The organism is Microbulbifer donghaiensis, from assembly GCF_900129095.1.
Lineage (GTDB): Bacteria > Pseudomonadota > Gammaproteobacteria > Pseudomonadales > Cellvibrionaceae > Microbulbifer > Microbulbifer donghaiensis.
In genome coordinates this window covers 182,039-198,459 of sequence record NZ_FQVA01000003.1, presented here as the reverse complement: position 1 = coordinate 198,459, position 16,421 = coordinate 182,039, and the positions used below count along the sequence as shown (strand labels likewise).

Annotated in this window: 13 protein-coding genes; 11 read left to right on the top strand and 2 right to left on the bottom strand. The window is 64.2% G+C overall.

The window, feature by feature from the left end:
* Positions 1 to 98: 98 nt before the first annotated feature.
* Genes BUC36_RS12935 through BUC36_RS19320 form a run of 3 tightly spaced genes read left to right on the top strand, consistent with a single transcriptional unit; the run spans position 99 to position 4,427 of the window.
* Complete coding sequence (locus BUC36_RS12935; RefSeq protein ID WP_073275814.1) at positions 99 to 1,136, top strand: efflux RND transporter periplasmic adaptor subunit; 1,038 nt, start codon at positions 99 to 101, stop codon at positions 1,134 to 1,136.
* On the top strand, positions 1,133 to 4,279 hold the full coding sequence (locus BUC36_RS12930) for an efflux RND transporter permease subunit (protein WP_073275812.1): 3,147 nt from the start codon (positions 1,133 to 1,135) through the stop codon (positions 4,277 to 4,279). The genes BUC36_RS12935 and BUC36_RS12930 overlap by 4 nt, the downstream gene beginning before the upstream one ends.
* Positions 4,280 to 4,304: 25 nt before the next feature.
* Positions 4,305 to 4,427 (top strand): hypothetical protein, encoded by a 123-nt coding sequence (locus BUC36_RS19320; RefSeq protein ID WP_268778225.1) that lies wholly within the window; start codon positions 4,305 to 4,307, stop codon positions 4,425 to 4,427.
* 494 nt (positions 4,428 to 4,921) lie between these two features.
* On the opposite strand, the gene BUC36_RS12925 is transcribed toward BUC36_RS19320, so the two are convergent.
* On the bottom strand, positions 4,922 to 6,238 hold the full coding sequence (locus BUC36_RS12925) for an erythromycin esterase family protein (RefSeq protein WP_073275810.1): 1,317 nt from the start codon (positions 6,236 to 6,238) through the stop codon (positions 4,922 to 4,924).
* A gap of 167 nt (positions 6,239 to 6,405) precedes the next feature.
* Here BUC36_RS12925 and BUC36_RS19315 point away from each other — a divergent pair, with 167 nt between their 5' ends.
* Positions 6,406 to 6,531 carry a hypothetical protein gene (locus tag BUC36_RS19315; protein ID WP_268778224.1) on the top strand — a complete coding sequence of 42 codons (126 nt, stop codon included), beginning with the start codon at positions 6,406 to 6,408 and terminating at the stop codon, positions 6,529 to 6,531.
* Between the two features lie 48 nt (positions 6,532 to 6,579).
* Here the strand turns inward: BUC36_RS19315 and serB are convergent, their stop codons facing one another.
* On the bottom strand, positions 6,580 to 7,728 hold the full coding sequence (serB, locus tag BUC36_RS12920) for a phosphoserine phosphatase SerB (protein ID WP_234994986.1): 1,149 nt from the start codon (positions 7,726 to 7,728) through the stop codon (positions 6,580 to 6,582).
* Between the two features lie 71 nt (positions 7,729 to 7,799).
* Between serB and BUC36_RS12915 the strand changes: the two genes are divergently transcribed.
* From BUC36_RS12915 to BUC36_RS12885, 7 genes are all read left to right on the top strand, one after another.
* Positions 7,800 to 8,903 (top strand): hypothetical protein, encoded by a 1,104-nt coding sequence (locus tag BUC36_RS12915; protein WP_143186988.1) that lies wholly within the window; start codon positions 7,800 to 7,802, stop codon positions 8,901 to 8,903.
* 127 nt (positions 8,904 to 9,030) lie between these two features.
* Positions 9,031 to 9,438 (top strand): MerR family transcriptional regulator, encoded by a 408-nt coding sequence (locus BUC36_RS12910; protein ID WP_073275804.1) that lies wholly within the window; start codon positions 9,031 to 9,033, stop codon positions 9,436 to 9,438.
* 154 nt (positions 9,439 to 9,592) lie between these two features.
* Positions 9,593 to 10,762, top strand: a complete 1,170-nt coding sequence (locus BUC36_RS12905) for an isovaleryl-CoA dehydrogenase (protein WP_073275802.1) — start codon at positions 9,593 to 9,595, stop codon at positions 10,760 to 10,762.
* A gap of 73 nt (positions 10,763 to 10,835) precedes the next feature.
* The gene (locus BUC36_RS12900; RefSeq protein WP_073275800.1) at positions 10,836 to 12,443 is read left to right on the top strand and encodes a carboxyl transferase domain-containing protein; all 1,608 of its coding nucleotides are present in this window, start codon (positions 10,836 to 10,838) and stop codon (positions 12,441 to 12,443) included.
* Between the two features lie 79 nt (positions 12,444 to 12,522).
* Positions 12,523 to 13,314, top strand: coding sequence for an enoyl-CoA hydratase/isomerase family protein (locus tag BUC36_RS12895; protein ID WP_073275798.1), 792 nt, complete (start codon positions 12,523 to 12,525; stop codon positions 13,312 to 13,314).
* A 31-nt stretch (positions 13,315 to 13,345) separates the two neighbouring features.
* Positions 13,346 to 15,364, top strand: coding sequence for an acetyl/propionyl/methylcrotonyl-CoA carboxylase subunit alpha (locus BUC36_RS12890; RefSeq protein WP_073275796.1), 2,019 nt, complete (start codon positions 13,346 to 13,348; stop codon positions 15,362 to 15,364).
* A gap of 104 nt (positions 15,365 to 15,468) precedes the next feature.
* Entirely contained in the window at positions 15,469 to 16,368 is a 900-nt protein-coding gene (locus BUC36_RS12885) for a hydroxymethylglutaryl-CoA lyase (protein ID WP_073275794.1), read from the top strand.
* Positions 16,369 to 16,421 lie beyond the last annotated feature (53 nt).

Sequence of the window (16,421 nt, the reverse complement as noted above, 5' to 3'; positions counted from 1 at the left end):
GCAACGCCAGTACCAATCACTACCAAGAAATTCCGCTCCGCGAGCGCAGCAACGCTGTGCCCCGGCGCCACCCAATTGATGTAACAACGACAAGAATCATGAAAACTTTCGGCGTATTCGCACTCAGCCTGCTATTTCTCCCTCCCGCGCTACTGGCGCAGAGCGCCGGTCCGGTGCCGGTGCGCACGGCACTGGTACAGGAACAGGAGGTCGCCAATCGCCTCGAGGCGCTGGGTACCGCCAGGGCCTGGGAGTTCGTGTCCATTCGCGCTTCCGAGACCGAACAGGTCACCCGCATCGCGTTTGAGAGCGGCCAGAAAGTGAAGGCCGGCGATCTGCTGGTGGAACTGAATCACGCCGAGGAGCTGGCGGAACTGGCCGGCGCACGCGCGAGCCTCGAGCGCTACCAGCGGGATGCCGAGCGTTTGCAGCGGCTGGAGCGGGACAAGCTGGCCACCCGGGAGCAGCTGGACGCGGCCAGTACACTGGTGGCCGAGACCCGCGCGCGCATCGCCGCGTTGGAGGCGCGCATCGCCGACCGGGTGATCCGCGCGCCGTTTGACGGGCAGCTGGGCCTGCGCAATATCAGCCTCGGCACACTGGTGTCGCCGACGACCGAGATAGCCACGCTGCAGGACCTTGCGCGGCTGAAACTGGATTTCACCCTGCCCGAGCGCCAGCTGCCGCTGATCGACGGCGGCATGGCGATTCAGGCGCGCAGCCAGGCGCACCCGGGGCGGGTGTTCCCCGGCGAGGTGATGCTGGTGGAGGCGCGGGTGGACCCGCAGACCCGCGCCTTTACCGTGCGCGCGCAGCTCGATAACCGCGACGGCCTGCTGAAGCCGGGCATGCTGCTGACCGTCGAGATCATCAGCGAGCAGCGCCAGGCGCTGACCATTCCCGAGGCCGCGCTGGTGCCACTGGCGGACACCCAGTCCGTCTATGTGCTGGAGCGTGGCGAGGCCGGCCAGGTCGCGCGCCTGCGCCAGGTCACACTGGGCCGCCGCTTTCCCGGGCGCGTCGAAGTCCTGTCCGGCCTCAGTGCCGATGAGCAGGTGGTGACCCGCGGCACGCTGCATATCCGCGACGGCCAGGCGGTGGTCGCCGAGTCGGCGAGCGGGGTGGGCGCGCTATGATTCTGAGCGATGTCTCGGTCAAGCGACCGGTGTTTGCGCTGGTGCTGTCGCTGCTGCTGGTGGTGTTCGGGCTGATCAGTTTCGACCGCCTGCCACTGCGGGAATACCCGGATATCGACCCGCCGATCGTGTCCATCACCACCGACTACCCCGGCGCCTCGGCGGCGGTCGTCGAGACGCGCATCACGCGCATGATCGAGGACCGGGTCGCCGGTATCGAGGGCATCAAGACCATTTCCTCGTCCAGCGTCGACGGCCGCTCGCGCATCTCGATCGAATTCACCATCAACCGCGATGTGGACGCCGCGGCCAACGATATCCGCGACCGCGTGTCGGCGGTATTCGACGACCTGCCCAGCGAGGCGGATCCGCCGGAAATCGAGAAGGTCGACAGCAACGACGATGTGATTCTGTGGCTGAACCTGACCGCGGAGAATCGCACCATCCCCGAACTCTCCGACTATGCCAGCCGCTACCTGGTGGACCGCTTCTCGGTGCTCGACGGCGTGGCGCGGGTGCGCGTCGGCGGTTCCAAGGATTACGCGATGCGCATCTGGCTCGACCGCAATGCGATGACCGCGCACGGCGTCACCAGCGGCGATATCGAACGCGCGCTGCGCGCAGAGAACCGCGAACTGCCGGCCGGCTACCTCGAGTCCAGCGATCGCCAGTTCACGCTGCGCCTGCAGCGCCAGTTCCGCGCCGAGGAGGACTTCGCGCGCCTCGCCATCGCCACCGGCGCCAACGGCCATGTGGTGCGCCTGGCCGATGTGGCGCGGGTCGAACTCGGCTCGGTGGAGGACAGGTCCACCTTCCGCGGCAACGGCGAGCCGATGGTCGGCATCGGTATCACCAAGCAGTCCACCGGCAATATCATCGCCGTGGCCGAGGCGGCCAAGCGGGAGATGGAAAAGGTCAACGGTGAGCTGCCGGAAGGCATGCGCATCGCGCTCAGCTACGACTCCTCGGTGTTCGTCAGCGAGGCGATCAAGGAGGTCTACACCACGCTCGCGATCGCGGTCCTTCTGGTGGTGCTGGTGATCTACCTGTTCCTCGGCAACTGGCGCGCGACCCTGGTGCCGGCGATCACGGTGCCGGTCTCGCTGATCGCCACCTCGATGCTGCTCTACGCGTTCGGTTTCAGTATCAACCTGCTGACACTGCTGGCACTGGTGCTGGCGATCGGCCTGGTGGTGGACGACGCCATCGTCGTGCTGGAAAACATTTTCCGGCGCATGGACGAGCTCGGCGAGCCGCCGCTGCTGGCCGCCTACCGCGGCGCGCGCGAGGTGGGCTTTGCGGTGGTCGCGACCACGCTGGTACTGGTGGCGGTGTTCGTACCGATCACCTTCCTCGAGGGCGATATCGGCCGGCTGTTCTCCGAGTTTGCGCTGACGATGTCCGCCGCGGTGATCTTCTCGTCGCTGACCGCGCTGACGATGTCCGCCGCGGTGATCTTCTCGTCGCTGACCGCGCTGACCCTGTCGCCGATGCTGGCGTCCAAGCTGATCAAGCCCAGCGACCGCGGCAACGGCCTGACCCAGCTGATGGACCGGCAGATGGCGCGGGTGCAGGCCTCGTACCGCCGCGGTCTCGACGGACTGCTGCGCCGGCGCTGGATCGCCGGCGCCGTCTTTGCGCTGGTAATGGCCTTCGCCGCGCTGGCGGTGAAACTGATCCCGAGCGAATACGCGCCGCGGGAGGACCGCGGCGCCTTCTTCCTGCTGGTCAACGGCCCCGAGGGTGCCAGCTACCAGTACATGCAGGAATATATGGACACCATCGAACAGCGCCTGATGCCGCTGGTCGACGCCGGCTACGTGCGCCGGCTGCTGGTGCGCTCGCCGCGCTCCTTCGGCACCTCGGCCACCTTCAACAGCGGTATCGTGATCCTGACGCTGGCGCCCTGGGAGCAGCGCCCGTCCGGCTTCGAGCTGATGAATATGGTGCGGGACAAGGTCAGCGACCTGTCCGGCGTGCGCGCCTTCCCGGTGATGCGCCAGGGCTTCGGCGGCGGCCTGGGCAAACCGGTGCAGTTCGTGCTCGGCGGGCCCAGCTACGAACAGCTGACCGAGTGGCGCGACACCTTGAATGCGGAGATCGCGAAATCCAACCCCGGCCTGCTCGGCGTCGACTGGGACTACAAGGAGACCCAGCCGCAGATGCGCATCGACGTGGACTACGAGCGCGCCGCGGATCTCGGCGTGCAGGTGAGCGAGGTGGGTTCGACGCTGCAGACGATGTTCGGTTCGCTGCGCGCGACCACCTTTATCAACGACGGCGAGGAGTACGACGTGATCCTCGAGGGCGAGCGCGAACTGCAGCGCACCCCGTCGAGCCTCGACAGTATCTATGCGCGCTCGTCCACCAGTGGCCAGCTGATTCCGCTGGCGAGCCTGGTCAATGTGCAGGAGCTCGCCGATTCGCCCAACCTGCAGCGCTATAACCGCATTCGCTCGATCACGCTGGAAGCCAACCTGGCGGACGATTTGGTGCTCGGTGACGCCATCGGCTACCTGAATAGCCTGGTGGCGGAGAAGCTCGACGGCACCCCGCTGATCGATTACAAGGGCCAGTCGAAGAACTTCCAGGATTCCGGCTCCACGATCGTGTTCGCGATCCTGCTCGGCGCGCTGGTGGTGTTCCTGGTGCTGGCGGCGCAGTTCGAGAGCTTCGTGCACCCGCTGGTGATCATGCTGACGGTGCCGCTGGCGATGGCCGGCGCGCTCGCCGGCCTGCTGGCCGCCAGCCAGTCGCTGAACATCTACAGCCAGGTGGGACTGATCATGCTGGTGGGCCTCGCCGCCAAGAACGGCATTTTGATCGTCGAATTCGCCAACCAGCTGCGCGACCGCGGCCTGGCGTTCGGCGAGGCGCTGCGCCAGGCGTCGGCCACGCGTCTGCGCCCGATCCTGATGACCGGCATCACCACCGCGGCCGGTTCGCTGCCGCTGCTGCTGTCCTCCGGTGCCGGCTCCGAGACCCGCGCGGTGATCGGCAACGTGGTGCTGTTCGGTGTACTGGCGGCGACCTTGTTTACGGTTTTCATAGTACCGGTGGCCTACGACCTGCTCGCGCGCCGCACCGGCTCGCCGGGCGAAGTCGAGCGCGAGATCGACAAACTCGAACAGCAACACCAGTGACCGGGCCGATATGGAGAGTAAAACGATGCGCAAGCTGGCTATTTCGGCGCTGCTGTTGTTGATCGCGGTCGGCTGCAGCAACAGTGCCTGTAACGAACGCGGTGCACCGCCGCTACTTTTCCCGCACGCGAGCCTGGTCCATGGCTAAATAAAACTTCCCTGTGGGAGCCAGCCCCGCTGGCGACAGGATCTTGGCGATAACCGCCCTTGTTCGCCTGCAGGGCAGGCTCCTACAGATTTGTAGGATGGGCAAAGCGAAGCGTGCCCATCGCATACCCGGGTGATGGGTACGTCGCCAGGCTCCTTTGCCCATCCTACGATGGTTACGGGTGCCGTTAGTTAGGCACAGTTCAGCGCGCGGGTTCCGTCCAGAAAGACGAAGATTTGTAGGATGGGCAAAGCGAGGCGTGCCCATCGCATACCCGGGTGATGGGCGCGTCGCCAGGCTCCTTTGCCCGTCCTGCGATGGTTACGGGTGCCGTTAATTAGGCACAGTTCAGCGCCCGGGTTCCGTCCAAAAAGACGAAGATTTGTAGGATGGGCAAAGCGAAGCGTGCCCATCGCATACCCGGATGATGGGCGCGTCGCCAGGCTCCTTTGCCCGTCCTGCGATGGTAATGGGTGCCGTCAATTAGGCACAGCTCAGAAACCCCACGGATAGGTATCCGGCGGTGTCGCACTCGCGGCCGCCTCGATATGCAATGGGTGCAGCGCGCGGGTTTCGTCCAGGTGGACAAAGGCATCGTAGCGCCGCGCCAGTTCGGTCGGCACATAGTTGCCGCGCTCGCGCCGCGGGTCGTAGACGACGCCAACTGCGCGGTGGCCGCGGGTGCTGACGAGTTCCCGCCGCTCGCCGACCTCATCCAGCAGCAGTATCCCGTTGTCACCCAGCGCGGCGTGCAATGCGCCCTCCCAGCTATGCTCCGGTGACGGCGGCAGTGCCATGCGCTGCATTTCGGCGCCCCAGCGGCCGCCGGCGACCACACTGCCACTGTGACTGCCAAAGCCCACCAGTCGCACCCGCTCGGCACCCCACTCTTCACGCGCCAGCTGGCCGATGTTGTGCATGCCGACGAGGCGCATATCCGTCGCGCGGGCGTCGCCGATGTGGGTGTTGTGTGCCCACACAATGGCCCTGGTGCCGGGGCCGTGATGCTGCATCAGGCGATTCAGGGTTTCCATCATATGGCTGTCGCGCAGGTTCCAGGAACCGGCGCCGCCCACCATCATGGTGCGGTAATAGCGCTCGGCGCTGACCATCACGTGGGCATTCTGTTCGGCGTCGAAGTCGGCCTCCGGGTCCGCATCGAAATGGGGGTGTCGGCGCGCCAGCTGCAGCAGCAGGCCGGTTACTTCGTTGGCGCAGTCGTGACGGGACAGGGCGGTGTGTCGGGCGTAGCGCTGTTCGTCGCGACCGTAGGGCTGGAAACAGTTGAGCACCTTTTCCGCCAGCGGCATCGACTGCGGGTCATTGTGGCGCAGATGGCGCACAATCGCGTCCAGGGATTCCCACAGGCTGTAGACATCCAGGCCGTAGAAGCCCACCTGCTGGCCGTCGCTGTCGGCGTTGTGCTTGCGCAACCACTCGGCGAAGGCGACCATCTCCCAGTTGGCCCACATCCAGGTCGGCCAGCGGTCGAAACCGTGCAATACGGCCTCCGCGTGCTCACCGGACTGCGGGTAGGCTTTGACGTAGCGGTTGACGCGATAGCAGTCGGGCCAGTCGCCTTCGACGGCGATGAATTTGAAGCCGTGCTCTTCGATGAGTCGCCGGCTGATGGCCGCCCGCCAGACATAAAATTCAGAGGTGCCGTGAGAGGCCTCGCCGAGCATGACGATGCGGGCGTTCGCGAGCTGTTCGACCAGCGGACTCAGGTCGTCCCGGCCGCGCAGGGGGTGGTACAGTTCGTTTAAGGTGGTCAGCAGGGCGGCGTCGTTGTCCGGGGTAGGGGCTGGCATTTTGCGCGGCGGTCTTCAGCGGTTGCTCTTTGTGAGCATAGTTTTTTAACCACTGTCACGCGCCGCCAATTTTCTGGCGGATAATTCAACTGTCCACTGTTCACCGTGGAACCCATTGCGTAATCTGCACTCCGATAAAAAACCGGCGCACTCGAAGGGAAATTCTCATGTGGAAACGGATGTTCATCTTGCTGCTGCTGACCCTGTTGACGGTCAGTTGCGCCCGCGGCGTCAGCGTCTGCACCGACAACAACAAGTCCCGCCCGCTGCCTTTCCCCCACGCGATGGCCTGATTTTCTGCCGTTTCGCATGAAGGCTGGCCGTCGCCGCGGGCGGCGTTGCTATATCAGGTTTTCTATCTGCTGATCGCTGAGTCCGAACAGGTACAGCGCCGCATCCAGGCCGAAGCGCTCGATGGACTGGGGCGCTTCCAGGCGCACCTTGGGTTTGGGGTGAATAGCGATTCCCAGCGCGCCGAGGTTCAGCATCGGAATATCATTGGCGCCGTCGCCGACGGCGATCACCCGCTCGAGCTCCAGCCCCTGCTCCTCCGCCATCTGCTGCAGTAGTTCCCGCTTGCGCATGCCGTCGACAATCGGCTCGATAACGCCGCCGGTCAGGGCTCCGTGTTCGAACTCGAGCTGGTTCGCATGTATGAAATCCACGGGCAGCCGTTCGCGCCGCAGGTAGTCGGCGAAATAGGTGAAGCCGCCGGACAGTATGGCGGTCTTGCAGCCGAGTGCGCGCAAGCCGCCGAGGAGCTTGTCCGCCCCGTCCTTCAACGGCAGCTGCGTGGCGATCTCGGCCAGGCGCCGTTCGGAAAAACCGCGCAGCAGGGCCATGCGCTTGCGGAAACTCTGGCGGAAATCCAGCTCGCCGCGCATGGCCGCCTCGGTGATCGCGGCCACCTGCTCGCCGATACCGGTAATCTTGGCCAGTTCGTCGATCACCTCCGCATCGATCAGTGTCGAGTCCATATCAAAGCCCGCCAGAGCCGGTACCCGCTGGCTGCTGCCGGGCTGCAGTACCAGATCGACGTCGAGTTTCTCCGCCAGTTGCAGGCAGGTGTGTTTGGCAGCGGCAAACTCGAGTTCCGCGTCCAGCTGGAAGCGTATTACGGTGCGCTCGCGGCGCTGGGCCAGGGTATCGACGGCGCTTACCGCCCAGCCGTGCCCGGCAAAAAAAGTGAGCAGTTGCTGCACCTGCGCCAGGCGGGCAGCGGGGGCCAGCATGGTCACGCACCAGGGGGCGGTTACCGCGGCGGCTTCCCGTGCCGGCGGCGCCAGTGCGCAACTGGTGGTGTCTTCAAACGGGGCGGCGCCGTGGTATTCGAGACCGAGGCGCGCGTAATCGCCACTGAAGTCCAGGTAACGCAGGCTGCAATCGAGAGGCGTCTGGGTAATCTGTGCCAGGGGCAGATGGAATTCTTGAGAGGTCGGCTGGTCGCCCATGGCGCTGGTCCCTGCGGTTGAAGAAAATTGGAGGCGCATTATAGCCCGTGGCACATTCTTCGCTAAAATCAACCGGATTCCTACAACGACAAAATTTCCAGCGCTTCCCTATGTTCGCCGATATTTTTTCCAAGACCCGCAACCTGCCCAGGCTGATCGCCGAATTGCCCCCGCGCGTCCGACAGCAACTGCTGGCAGCGGCAATCTGGCTGGTGCTGGCGATCTTCTGCAGCGCTGCGCTGGGGCACTACTACGGCCAGCAAAAATCCATGGCGATGGCGCGCGACCGCGACTCGGCGGAGGCGGCGGCGGCCTTCCTCGCCAGCCAGAGCCTGGAGAGTATCGTCGCCGGCGACCGCATCAGTATGCAGCTGCTGACCCAGCAACTGCTGGCACTGCCGGTGATCAGCGGTGTCACCGTGCAGGACGTCGAGTCCAGTATTCTGGCGCAGGTCGGCGATGCCGAGCGCGGCGAGAGCGTCAGCGCGCCGGTAGTCCTGCACGACAGTATTGCCGGCAACGTCACAATTCACCTGTTGCCGGGCAGCGGCGTCACCTTTCCCTGGGCGAGCCTGCTGCTGAGCCTGGTATTCGCACTGCCGTTCAGTGCCGCCGCGGCGCTGGCGGCGACTGCCAGTCTGTCGCAGGCCGGGGGCGCTGCCGCGCGCCGGGCGGTTCCCGTGGTGCAGGCCAGGCCGGCAGCGCCGCCGAAGCCGGAACCGGAAATCGCCGCGGGCCTGTATATCCGCCCGCTGAACTGGGCGCAGCTCGGCAATCAACTCAGCCGCAGCGCCCTCGACAAGTTGCAGCTGGAGCTGGAGGAGCGGTTGCAATTGCTGCAGCGCATCTACGATGCGCGTCCACTGAAGCATGCCGGTCCGCAGCAGGGGCTCGGCTTCTGCGGCGATGACGCGGCCTTCCGCGCCGTCTGCTGCGGCCTGCTGTTGCGCGAATTGCACAGTGCCAGCCGGGCCACCGGCCTGCAGCTGGCGCTGGCAGTGGTGCCGGCGCGGTTGCAGTCATTCGACTTCTCCGGCGAGCAGCTGCTGGCCCAGTCCCGCGGTCTGTCGCTGCACGCCGCACTGCTCGACGACAAAGCCCTCGACGGGCGCGTGGAGCATCACGGCACCAGCTGGGGTGCCGAGGTGACCGGCCTGGTGCCGACCTACCAGAAGCTGCTCGACAATCAGTTGCACCAGCTGCTGAACGCCTAAACTCCCCTGTAGTTTCCCTTCTCACTCGGTGACCAATCATTGGGTGAGAGTCTGTTTTTGTCACAAAGCTTACGTTTACGTTAACGTAAACTCCTGCTAGGCTTCTGCGCGTTCAGAGGAAGTTGCCATGAAAGCCACAGACAGCCCCGCAGAGCCCTCCAGCTACAGCATTTCCGAGCTGGCGCGGGAGTTCGATATCACTACCCGCGCCATCCGCTTTTACGAGGACAAGGGGTTGTTGAGCCCGGCGCGGCGCGGTCAGACCCGCATCTACAGTCCGGAGGACCGGGTGCGGCTGAAGCTGATTTTGCGCGGCAAGCGGCTGGGCTTCTCCCTCGACGAGAGCCGGGAAATCATCGACATGTACGACCCGGCCCACGGCAACGTGGAACAGCTGCAGCGGCTGCTGCTGCACATAGGACAGAAACGCGCGCAGCTGCAGCAGCAGTTGCGCGATATCGAGAGCCTGATGGGCGAACTGGATGATGCGGAGGGGCGCGCCCGCGCGGCCCTGCAGCTGAACACCGACAGCTGACGGAATTGAGATACGAAGGCTCCGCTACCGGAGGCCGTCCGCGCGACGATTGCCGATGAGGCTGTTGAGCGGGCGGCCCCCCGGCAGTGGAGCCGCCACGAACCCCAAATTGCGCCCAATAGGCGAAGAGTGAAAAAACAGTAACGGAGTCGCTATGAACACCTCCTACCCAACCCTGAATTTCGACCTCGGCGAAGAGATCGATATGCTGCGCGACATGGTCTACAAGTTCTGCCAGGCGGAGCTGGCCCCGCGCGCGGCGCAGATCGACGAGGACAACCTGTTCCCGGCGGACATGTGGAAAAAATTTGGCGAACTGGGCCTGCTCGGTATGACCGTGGAGGAGGAATTCGGCGGCTCCAATATGGGTTACCTGGCCCACGCGGTGGCGATGGAGGAAATTTCTCGCGCGTCCGCATCCGTCGGCCTGTCCTACGGTGCCCATTCCAACCTGTGCGTCAACCAGATTCGCAAGAATGGCACGCCGGAACAGAAGGCCAAGTACCTGCCGAAGCTGTGCTCCGGTGAGCACATCGGTGCGCTGGCGATGAGCGAGCCCAACTCCGGCTCCGATGTCGTGAGCCTGCAGCTGCGCGCGGAGAAGAAGGGCGATCGCTTTATCCTGAACGGCAACAAGATGTGGATCACCAACGGCCCGGATGCCCACACCTACGTGATCTACGCGCGCACCGAGCCGGGTGTCAGCTCCGGTGGCATCACCGCGTTTATCGTCGAACGCGGTTTCAAGGGTTTTTCCCAGGCGCAGAAGCTCGACAAACTGGGCATGCGCGGCTCCAACACCTGTGAACTGGTGTTCGAGGACTGCGAAGTGCCGGAAGAAAACATCCTCGGCGAGCTGAACGGCGGTGTGCGTGTGCTGATGAGTGGTCTCGATTACGAGCGCACTATTCTGTCTGGCGGTCCGGTGGGCATCATGCAGGCCTGTCTGGACGTGGTAGTGCCCTATGTGCACGAGCGCAAGCAGTTCGGCAGGGCCATCGGCGAGTTCCAGCTGATGCAGGGCAAGGTCGCCGACATGTACACGGACCTGAACGCGAGCCGCGCCTACCTGTATGCGGTGGCCAAAGCCTGCGATCGCGGTGAGGACTCGCGCAAGGACTCCGCCGCGGTGATCCTGTTTACCGCCGAGCGCGCCACGCAGATGGCCCTGCAGGCGATCCAGACCCTGGGCGGCAACGGCTATATCAACGAGTATTCCACCGGCCGCCTGCTGCGCGACGCCAAGCTATATGAAATCGGCGCTGGTACCTCCGAGATTCGCCGTATGTTGATCGGCCGCGAGCTGTTCAACGAGACTCGCTGAGGCGTAGTGATATGTGCTGCGGGGAACCATCCGCAGCGAACCAGTTTTTCTCTGAAAAAGTGAATCAGAGTTTATGAATCAGTTGCAGAGCAAGATTAACTCCCGCGATGCGGCCTTTGCCGACAACCGCGAGCAGATGCAGAAGCTGGTCGCGGACCTGCGCGGGAAAGTGGAACAGATCGCCCAGGGCGGCGGTGAGCGCGCGCGGGAGAAGCATCTAGCGCGCGGCAAGCTGCTGCCGCGGGATCGTATCGACGCACTGCTGGATCCGGGCAGCCCGTTCCTGGAATTTTCCCAGCTGGCGGCTTACGACGTATACGGCGAGGAGGTACCGGCGGCCGGTATTATCACCGGCATCGGCACCGTATCCGGCCAGCCCTGCGTGATCGTCGCCAACGACGCGACCGTGAAGGGCGGCACCTACTATCCGTTGACGGTGAAAAAACACCTGCGCGCGCAGGCGATTGCCGAGCAGAACAACCTGCCGTGCATCTATCTGGTGGATTCCGGTGGCGCCAACCTGCCGCGCCAGGACGATGTGTTCCCGGACCGTGAGCACTTCGGCCGCATCTTCTTCAACCAGGCCAACTTGTCGGCGCAAAACATTCCGCAGATCGCCGTGGTGATGGGCAGCTGCACCGCCGGTGGCGCCTATGTGCCGGCGATGGCCGATGAATCCATCATGGTGAAGGAGCAGGCCACCATCTTCCTCGCCGGCCCGCCGCTGGTGAAGGCCGCGACCGGTGAAGAGGTGTCCGCGGAAGAATTGGGCGGTGCCGAGGTGCACTGTCGCACGTCGGGCGTGTCCGACCACTACGCGAACAACGACGTGCACGCGCTGGAACTGGCGCGGCGCTCGGTGGCACGCCTGAATCGCGTCAAGCAGCCCGGTCTGGATATTCAGAAGCCGATCGAGCCGATCTACCCGCCGGAGGAGATCTACGGCGTGGTACCGAAGGATTCCCGTCAGCCTTACGACGTGCGCGAGATTATCGCCCGCACCGTCGACGGCTCCGAGTTCGATGAATTCAAAGCGCTCTACGGCACCACCCTGGTAACGGGTTTTGCGCGCATACATGGCTATCCGGTGGGCATCGTCGCCAACAACGGCATCCTGTTTGCCGAGAGCGCGCAAAAGGGCGCGCACTTTATCGAGCTGTGTGCCCAACGCCATATTCCGCTGGTATTCCTGCAGAACATCACCGGTTTTATGGTGGGCAAGCAGTACGAGGCCGGCGGCATCGCCAAACACGGCGCCAAGATGGTGACCGCGGTGGCCACCGCCAAGGTGCCGAAGATCACCATTCTGATCGGCGGCTCTTTCGGGGCCGGCAACTACGGCATGTGCGGCCGCGCCTACGATCCGAACTTCCTGTTTATGTGGCCCAACGCGCGTATCTCGGTGATGGGTGGCGAACAGGCGGCCGGCGTGCTGGCGCAGGTGAAGCGCGACCAGATGGAAGCGCGCGGCGAATCCTGGAGTGCGGAGGAAGAGCAGGCTTTCCGCCAGCCGATCGTCGACGACTACGAGCACCAGGGGCATCCCTACTACGCCTCGGCGCGCCTGTGGGATGACGGCGTCATCGATCCCGCGGACACGCGCCGCGTGCTCGGCCTGTGTCTGGCTGCCGCCAGCCACAGAGAACCGCAAGAGACCAAGTTTGGTGTCTTCCGCATGTAACGCGGAAGGCACTTCGCGGGAGCCGCGGCACGCGGCTCCTCAGCAAAATCAGCTGGCGCCCCGAATTAAGGAATTCAATATGAGCAACAAGATGCTGTGTGAAATCGACAGCGAAGGCGTGGCCACGGTCACCCTGAACCGGCCGGAAATTCACAACGCTTTCGACGATGAGCTGATTCGCGAGCTGGGCGAGACCTTTGATCGCCTCGGCCAGGATCCGGCGGTGCGTGTACTGGTGCTGGCATCCGAGGGCAAGAGTTTTTCCGCCGGTGCCGACCTGAACTGGATGAAGCGCATGGCGAACTACTCGGAAGAGGAAAACCGCCGCGACGCCGCCGCACTTGCCGCCATGCTGCACAAGCTGGACACCTTCCCGGCACCGACGATTGCGCGGGTGCAGGGTGCGGCCTTCGGCGGCGCCGTGGGACTGGTCAGCTGCTGCGATATGGCGGTGGCGAGCGAGCGCGCCAGTTTCTGCCTGTCGGAAGTAAAGATTGGCTTGCTGCCGGCGACGATCAGCCCCTATGTCATCAATGCCATCGGCACCCGCCACGCGCGCCGCTATTTCGTCACCGCCGAGCGCTTCTCCGCCGAGCGCGCGCAACAGATCGGCCTGGTGTCGGAAGTGTGCGCCGAGGGCGATCTGGACCTGACCGTGCAACAGCTGGTGAATGCGATTACTGACAATGGCCCGCGCGCCGTCGCCATGGCCAAGCAGCTGGCGATGTCCATGTCCAACCGCGTGATCAACGAGGAGTTGCAGGGACAAACCAGTGCACTGATTGCCGCGGTGCGTGTTTCCCCTGAAGGGCAGGAAGGCCTGAGCGCGTTCCTGGAGAAGCGCGCACCTAATTGGATGAACGGCGGCTGACTAGCAGCGACAAATAATTGCCAGGTTTTTTATGATTCGCAAACTGTTAATTGCCAACCGCGGCGAAATTGCCTGCCGCATTATCAAGACCGCACGCCGCCTCGGCGTGGCCACTGTCGCGGTCTATTCCGATGCGGATGCCGATGCCCTGCATGTGCAGCTGGCCGACGAGGCTGTGCACCTGGGGCCGGCGCCGGCCAAGGATTCGTACCTGGATATCGCGAAGGTGCTCGAAGCGGCACAGCGCACCGGCGCCGATGCGATACATCCGGGCTACGGCTTCCTGTCGGAAAATGCCGATTTCTGCCGCGCCTGTGATACGGCCGGTATTATCTTTGTCGGCCCGCCCACCGGCGCCATTGAGGCGATGGGTTCCAAGTCCGCGGCCAAGCGGATTATGGAAGAAGCCAAGGTGCCGCTGGTACCGGGTTATCACGGCACCAACCAGAACGCGGATATTCTCGAGGGCCACGCGCAGCGCATCGGCTACCCGATACTGCTGAAGGCCGCCGCCGGTGGCGGTGGCAAGGGCATGCGCCGCGTCGACAGCCCGAGCGAATTCCACAGCGCCCTGGAAGCGGCCAAGCGCGAGGCGATGAACGCGTTCGGCGATGACCTGATGCTGCTCGAGCGCTACGTGGTCAGCCCGCGTCACGTGGAAATCCAGGTGTTCTGCGACCAGCAGGGCAACGGTGTCTACCTGTTCGAGCGCGACTGCTCGGTGCAGCGCCGCCACCAGAAAGTGGTGGAGGAAGCGCCGGCGCCGGGACTCAGCGAAGACCTGCGCGCGCGTATGGGCGAGGCAGCACTGCGCGCGGCCCACGCGATCGGCTACGTGGGCGCCGGCACGGTGGAATTCCTGCTGGATGCCAGCGGGGCTTTCTACTTTATGGAAATGAACACCCGCCTGCAGGTAGAGCACCCGGTGACCGAGATGATCACCGGGCAGGACCTGGTGGCCTGGCAGCTGGCGGTCGCCGCCGGCGAGCCGCTGCCGCTGCACCAGGACGACCTGCATATTCTCGGCCACGCGCTGGAAGTGCGCATCTATGCCGAAGACCCGGACAACGATTTCCTGCCGGCAACGGGCAGGCTGGTGCGCCATCGCCCGCCGCAAGAGAGTGAGAGCGTGCGCGTCGATACCGGAGTACAGAGCGGCGACGAGATCAGCGTGCACTACGATCCGATGATCGCGAAGCTGATCTGCCACGGCCGCACCCGCAAGGAGGCGCTGGCCAAGCTGGACCGCGCGCTGCAGGAATACCAGATCGCCGGTGTGCGCCACAATATCGAATTCCTGCGCCGGGTCATCAACCACAACGCCTTTGCCAGTGGCCGCGTGTCCACGCACTTTATCGAGGACTACGAGGCGGAGATCCTGCAGCAGGAACAGCAGCTGACGCCGCTGAAGTGCGCCGCCATCGCCGGCTACCTGAATCAGCGCGAAATTCAGGACCTGCGCGCGAGCGCGCCGGCGGCCGATCCGCATTCCCCGTGGCACAGTGGCGACAACTGGCGCTGCGGACTCGCCGCCAAACGCGCGCACAATGTCGAGTACCGCGGCCAGCACGCGGAGATCACCTTCACCGCCACCGGCGACAGCGTGCAGTGGTATTGTGATGCACTTGCCGAGGGGCAACGGAAGGGCGAAATCCGCGTGCTGCCGGGGCGCGAGCTGGCGCTGGTGGACGGCCGTCGGCTGAACTTCTCCTGCGTCGATACCGAACAGGGCGGGGCGATTTTTATCGACGGTACCCAGGTTGAATTCAAGCTGCTGCCACCGGATCTCGGCGAGAGCGGCGACCAGGCCCACGGCCTGGATGCGCCGATGAACGGTACCATTATCGCGTTGCTGGTGGAGCCGGGCGCTGCGGTGGAAAAAGATCAGCCGCTGCTGGTGATGGAGGCCATGAAGATGGAGCACACACTGCGCGCTCCGGCCGCCGGTACCGTGCAGCAGTTCTTCTGTGCCGAAGGCGAGCTGGTGGACGGCGGCAGCCTGCTGATCGATTTCACCGCTGGTGACGCAAAGAGTGCCGCGGAAGAGTAGCCATAAGCTTTCGTAGGATGGGCAAAGGAGCGCAGCGACGTGCCCATCAGCCTGCGCGTTGATGGGCACGCTGCGCTTTGCCCATCCTACACCGAGGAATAAGTATGAATCTGCCCAAACAGGTAAAAATGGTCGAAGTGGGCCCCCGCGATGGCCTGCAAAATGAGAAGCAACCCATCTCGGTCGACACCCGCATCGCGCTGATCGACCGATTAAGTGCCAGCGGACTGCCGGTGATCGAGGCCGGCAGCTTTGTCAGCCCGAAATGGGTGCCGCAGATGGCGGCGAGCGAGGAAGTACTCGCCGGTATCCAGCGCAAGCCCGGCGTCGTCTACAGTGCGCTGACCCCGAACATCAAAGGCTACGAGCGCGCACTAGCGGCCAGGGCCGACGAAGTGGCGGTGTTCGGGGCGGCCTCCGAAGCCTTCACGCAGAAAAATATCAACTGCACTATCGCCGAGAGCCTGGAGCGGTTCCGCCCTCTGGTCGAGCGGGCACTACAGGACGGTATCCCTGTACGCGGCTACGTCTCCTGTGTACTCGGTTGTCCCTACGAAGGGGATATAGACCCGCTCAAGGTTGCCGAAGTCAGCGGCGCTCTGCTGGAGATGGGCTGCTACGAAATCTCCCTCGGCGACACGATCGGTGTCGGCACGCCGGAAGCGGCGAAGCGCATGATCGAACAGGTTGCCGCGCGAGTGCCGGTGGAAAAACTGGCGGTGCATTTCCACGATACCTACGGCCAGGCGCTCGCCAATATCTATGCGGCGCTGCAGATGGGCGTTGCCGTGGTCGATTCTGCAGTGGCTGGCCTCGGCGGCTGTCCCTATGCAAAAGGCGCGTCCGGCAACGTGGCCAGTGAAGATGTGCTCTACCTGCTGAACGGCCTCGGTATCGAGACCGGTGTGGACCTGAATCTGCTGGCCGAGGCCGGTAATTTCATTTCCGCTGAACTCGGCCGCGAGAGCAATTCCCGCGTGGCCCGCGCAATCGCACCCGGCTGATTTCCCCCTTTCCCGATGGGCGGCCACCGCCGCCCCTGGCCTCGCCGCTTCAC

What these genes read in the sequence shown, in the direction of transcription:
- BUC36_RS12935 (WP_073275814.1), top strand. Translation starts at nt 99, where the DNA reads ATGAAAACTTTCGGCGTATTCGCACTCAGCCTGCTATTTCTCCCTCCC.
- BUC36_RS12930 (WP_073275812.1), top strand. Translation starts at nt 1,133, where the DNA reads ATGATTCTGAGCGATGTCTCGGTCAAGCGACCGGTGTTTGCGCTGGTG.
- BUC36_RS19320 (WP_268778225.1), top strand. Translation starts at nt 4,305, where the DNA reads ATGCGCAAGCTGGCTATTTCGGCGCTGCTGTTGTTGATCGCGGTCGGC.
- BUC36_RS12925 (WP_073275810.1), bottom strand. Translation starts at nt 6,238, where the DNA reads ATGCCAGCCCCTACCCCGGACAACGACGCCGCCCTGCTGACCACCTTA.
- BUC36_RS19315 (WP_268778224.1), top strand. Translation starts at nt 6,406, where the DNA reads ATGTGGAAACGGATGTTCATCTTGCTGCTGCTGACCCTGTTGACGGTC.
- serB (WP_234994986.1), bottom strand. Translation starts at nt 7,728, where the DNA reads ATGCGCCTCCAATTTTCTTCAACCGCAGGGACCAGCGCCATGGGCGAC.
- BUC36_RS12915 (WP_143186988.1), top strand. Translation starts at nt 7,800, where the DNA reads ATGTTCGCCGATATTTTTTCCAAGACCCGCAACCTGCCCAGGCTGATC.
- BUC36_RS12910 (WP_073275804.1), top strand. Translation starts at nt 9,031, where the DNA reads ATGAAAGCCACAGACAGCCCCGCAGAGCCCTCCAGCTACAGCATTTCC.
- BUC36_RS12905 (WP_073275802.1), top strand. Translation starts at nt 9,593, where the DNA reads ATGAACACCTCCTACCCAACCCTGAATTTCGACCTCGGCGAAGAGATC.
- BUC36_RS12900 (WP_073275800.1), top strand. Translation starts at nt 10,836, where the DNA reads ATGAATCAGTTGCAGAGCAAGATTAACTCCCGCGATGCGGCCTTTGCC.
- BUC36_RS12895 (WP_073275798.1), top strand. Translation starts at nt 12,523, where the DNA reads ATGAGCAACAAGATGCTGTGTGAAATCGACAGCGAAGGCGTGGCCACG.
- BUC36_RS12890 (WP_073275796.1), top strand. Translation starts at nt 13,346, where the DNA reads ATGATTCGCAAACTGTTAATTGCCAACCGCGGCGAAATTGCCTGCCGC.
- BUC36_RS12885 (WP_073275794.1), top strand. Translation starts at nt 15,469, where the DNA reads ATGAATCTGCCCAAACAGGTAAAAATGGTCGAAGTGGGCCCCCGCGAT.